The sequence below is a fragment of the Ruegeria sp. J8 genome (genome assembly GCF_056531925.1).
Genome location: NZ_JBQFMR010000031.1, coordinates 1 through 3,837, shown reverse-complemented (window position 1 = coordinate 3,837; position 3,837 = coordinate 1). Strand labels below are relative to the sequence as shown.

The following is a 3,837-nucleotide window of genomic DNA, read 5'->3' as shown; positions in this document are numbered from 1 at the left end:
ATAAAAAAGCCCCGCTTTTGTTGCGGGGCTTTTGGGTTCGTTTGTCTAGGCGGTTACGCGCAGGCTTGTACGGCGCGTTTGGTCATGACGCTGACCAGATGCGCGCGGTAGTCTTTGCTGCCATGCAGATCGCCGATCATGTTCATCGGGTTCACCTTGAGACCCATCAGCGCGTCGGCGCGGAACTCTTTTGTCAGGGCTTCCTCGGCCTCAGACCAGCGGAACACGCCGTCCTCGCTGGCACCGGTCACGGCCACGCGGACACTATCCGCAAACCGCGCCAGATAGACACCCACCAACGCAAAGCGCGAGGCCGGCTGCAGGAACTTCTGATAGCTCGCCGCCTGCGGCACCGGGAAGCGGATGGATGTGATGATCTCACCCTCGTCCAGCGCCGTGGTGAACATGCCCTGAAAGAAATCATCCGCCGCGATCTGCCGCGCATTGGTCACAATAGTTGCGCCCGAGCCCAACACACCCGCCGGATAACAGGCCGCCGGATCGTTATTGGCCACCGAGCCACCAATGGTGCCGCGATTGCGCACTGCCGGATCCCCGATTTGCCCCGCCAATGCTGCCAGCGCCGGATAGCTTGCCGCCGCCTCGCGCGCCACCGTGGCGTGGGTCGTCGCCCCACCGATAGCGACCGAGCCATCATCCTCGATGCAAACCCCTTGCATCTCGGCAATCCCGCTCAGCGACACCAGCGCCGAGGGCGCCGCCAACCGCTGCTTCAACGTCGGGATCAGCGTCTGACCACCCCCCAACGCCTGCGCATCCTCAGCCCCCAAAGCAGCCACCGCATCGGCGATGCTCGAGGGCTTCTCAAACTCGAAATTATACATTCCGCTTTTCCTTTCCAAAATCAGGACACGGCACGCCCCGCCCTTCTTCTGTTCAAAAATACCTCGGGGGTCCGGGGGCTGGCCCCCGGTCCACCCTCTCAACTCAGCTGTTCATCGCCGCCCAGACGCGCGACGGGCTGACCGGCATGTCGATGTGATCCACCGCTTTGCCGCCCGAGTTCATCGCATCCAGAACCGCATTGACCACAGCCGGCGGCGAGCCAATGGCCCCAGCCTCACCACAGCCCTTCACACCCAGCGGGTTATGCGTGCATGGCGTCTGGCTGGAATGATCCACGCCGTAGAAGGGCACATCATCGGCGCGCGGCATGGCGTAATCCATGAAGGACGCGCTCAGCAGCTGGCCATTCTCGTCATAGGCGCAGTTCTCCAGCAGAGCCTGACCGATACCCTGACCGATACCGCCATGCACCTGACCATCCACGATCATCGGGTTGACGATATTGCCAAAGTCATCGGCGGCGGTGAAGGCCTCGATGCTGACCTTGCCGGTCTCGGGGTCCAGTTCGACCTCGCAGGCATAGGCGCCCGAGGGGAAGGTAAAGTTGGCCGGGTCGTAAAACGCGGTCTCCTCCAGCCCCGGCTCGACCTCCAGCGGGTAGTTATGCGGCACATAGGCCGTCAGGGTCACATCGCCCCAGGCCACCGATTTATCGGTGCCCGCCACGCTGAACTGACCATCCTTCAGCTCAATATCAGCCTCCGACGCCTCCAGCAGGTGAGCGGCGATCTTCTTGGCCTTGTCGATCACCTTCTCGGTGGCCTTGACCATGGCCGAGCCACAGACCGCCAGCGAACGCGAGCCATAGGTGCCCATCCCAAACGGGATCTTCGAGGTGTCGCCATGCACGATCTCGACCATCGACTCGTCGATGCCGATCATGTCGGCCACAACCTGCGGGAAGGCGGTCTCATGCCCTTGTCCATGGCTGTGTGCACCGACCATGACACTGATCGAGCCGGTGGCGTTCACCCGCACGGTCGCCGCGTCATAGAGACCCGCGCGCGCGCCCAGCATGCCCACGATGTTCGACGGCGCTATGCCGCAGGCCTCGATATAGCAGTTGATCCCAAGGCCCCGCAGCTTGCCCTTGGCCTCGCTTTCCGCGCGCCGCGCGGCAAAGCCGGCCAGATCGGCGGCGGCCTCCAGCTTGTCCATGGTCCCGTTGTAATCGCCAGTGTCATAGGTCAGCGCCACCGGCGTGTCATAGGGGAACTGGGTGATGAAGTTCTGCCGGCGCAGCGCAATGGGATCGACCCCCAACTCGCGCGCGGCTTTGTCGACGACGCGCTCCAGCTGATAGGTCGCCTCGGGCCGGCCCGCGCCGCGATACGCATCCACCGGCACCGTGTTGGTGAACATCGCCTTCACGTTCACCTGAATGACCGGCGTCTTGTAATTGCCTGCCATCAGCGTGCCGTGCAGCCATGTGGGCACGGAACTTGAGAAGGTCGACAGATAGGCGCCAAGGTTCGCAAAGGTGTTGGTGCGCAGACCGACAAAGTTATTGTCCGCATCCAGCGCCAGTTCGATCGTGCTGACATGGTCGCGGCCATGAGCATCGGACATGAACGCCTCGGACCGGCTGGCCGACCACTTCACAGGCCGGTTGCAGGCCTTGGCCGCAAAGGTCACAAATGCCTCTTCCGCATAATGGAAGATCTTGGTGCCAAAACCACCGCCCACATCCGGGGCCACAACGCGCACCTTATGCTCCGGCAGGCCCAGCACAAAGGCGCACATCAGCAGACGGATCACATGCGGGTTCTGCGAGGTGGTATAGAGCGTATACTCCTCGGTCCCGCGGCTGTATTCCGCCACCGCCACGCGCGGCTCCATTGGGTTGGCAACCAGACGGTTGTTCACCAGATCCAGCGTGGTCACATGGGCCGCATTGGCAAAGACCTCATTGACCTTAGCGTCATCCGCCTCACCCAGCTGCCAGTCATAGCAGATGTTGTTCTTCAGATCGTCATGGACCAGCGTCGCGCCCTCCTGGGCGGCAGCTTTCATGTCGATCACGGCGGGCAGTTCTTCGATATCGAGATCGATCGCCTCGGCCGCGTCGCGCGCCTGTTCCAGGCTGTCAGCCACCACGGCCGCGATGGGATCGCCCACATGACGCACTTTACCTTGCGCCAGAATGGGGTGCGCCGGTTCCTGCATGGGCGCACCGTGCTTGTCGGTCACCTCCCAGCCGCAGGGGATGCCACCCACCCCTTCGAAATCCTTGCCGGTAAACACTTTGACCACACCAGGCATGGCCTCAGCGGCCGAGGTGTCGATGCTGGTGATCCGGCCATGCGCGATATCCGAGCGCAGGAAATACACATAGGCCTGTCCGGCCACGTTGATGTCGTCGGTATAATTGCCCGCTCCGGTCAGAAAGCGCACGTCCTCGCGCCGCTTGGAACTGGCTCCGATGCCACTGTCTTTGGGCATTGCTTGATCTCCTCCCTGGAAAAGAATTTTCGACGAAAATTCTTGCCCGCCGCCCTATTCGGCAGCGATGTTGCTCACGTCCTGACCCGATGCGGCCATGATCGCCTTGACGATGTTATGATAGCCCGTGCACCGGCACAGGTTGCCTTCCAGATAATGCCGGATCTCGGCCTCGGTCGGACGCGGATTGTCCTTCAGCAAGGCCGCCGCACTCATCACCATCCCCGGCGTGCAGAACCCGCACTGAAGACCGTGATGATCCTGAAACGCCTGCTGGATCACGTTCAAAGACCCATCCGCAGTCGCCTGACCTTCAATCGTGCCAACATCAGACCCGTCCGCCTCAAGCGCAAGCATGTTGCAAGACTTCACAGCCTGACCATCAACATGCACAACACACGCACCACATTGCGCCGTGTCACACCCAACATGCGTCCCCGTCATCCCCAAATGATCACGCAAAAAGCCAGACAATAACGTCCGTCCCTCAACTTCACCGCTCACAGCTACGCCGTTCACAGTCATCGA

General features: G+C 61.7%; 3 protein-coding genes. All 3 read right to left on the bottom strand.

The genetic code is table 11. The features are described 5' to 3' along the window. Window positions 1-53 precede the first annotated feature (53 nt). Window positions 54-845, bottom strand: coding sequence for an FAD binding domain-containing protein (locus ACR0L1_RS23685; RefSeq protein WP_170791791.1), 792 nt, complete (start codon window positions 843-845; stop codon window positions 54-56). Window positions 846-948: 103 nt separating this feature from the next. After that, on the bottom strand, window positions 949-3,309 hold the full coding sequence (locus ACR0L1_RS23680) for a xanthine dehydrogenase family protein molybdopterin-binding subunit (protein ID WP_480506175.1): 2,361 nt from the start codon (window positions 3,307-3,309) through the stop codon (window positions 949-951). Between the two features lie 54 nt (window positions 3,310-3,363). Continuing rightward, a partial coding sequence (locus ACR0L1_RS23675; RefSeq protein ID WP_170791789.1) for a (2Fe-2S)-binding protein occupies window positions 3,364-3,837 on the bottom strand: 474 nt, incomplete at its 5' end.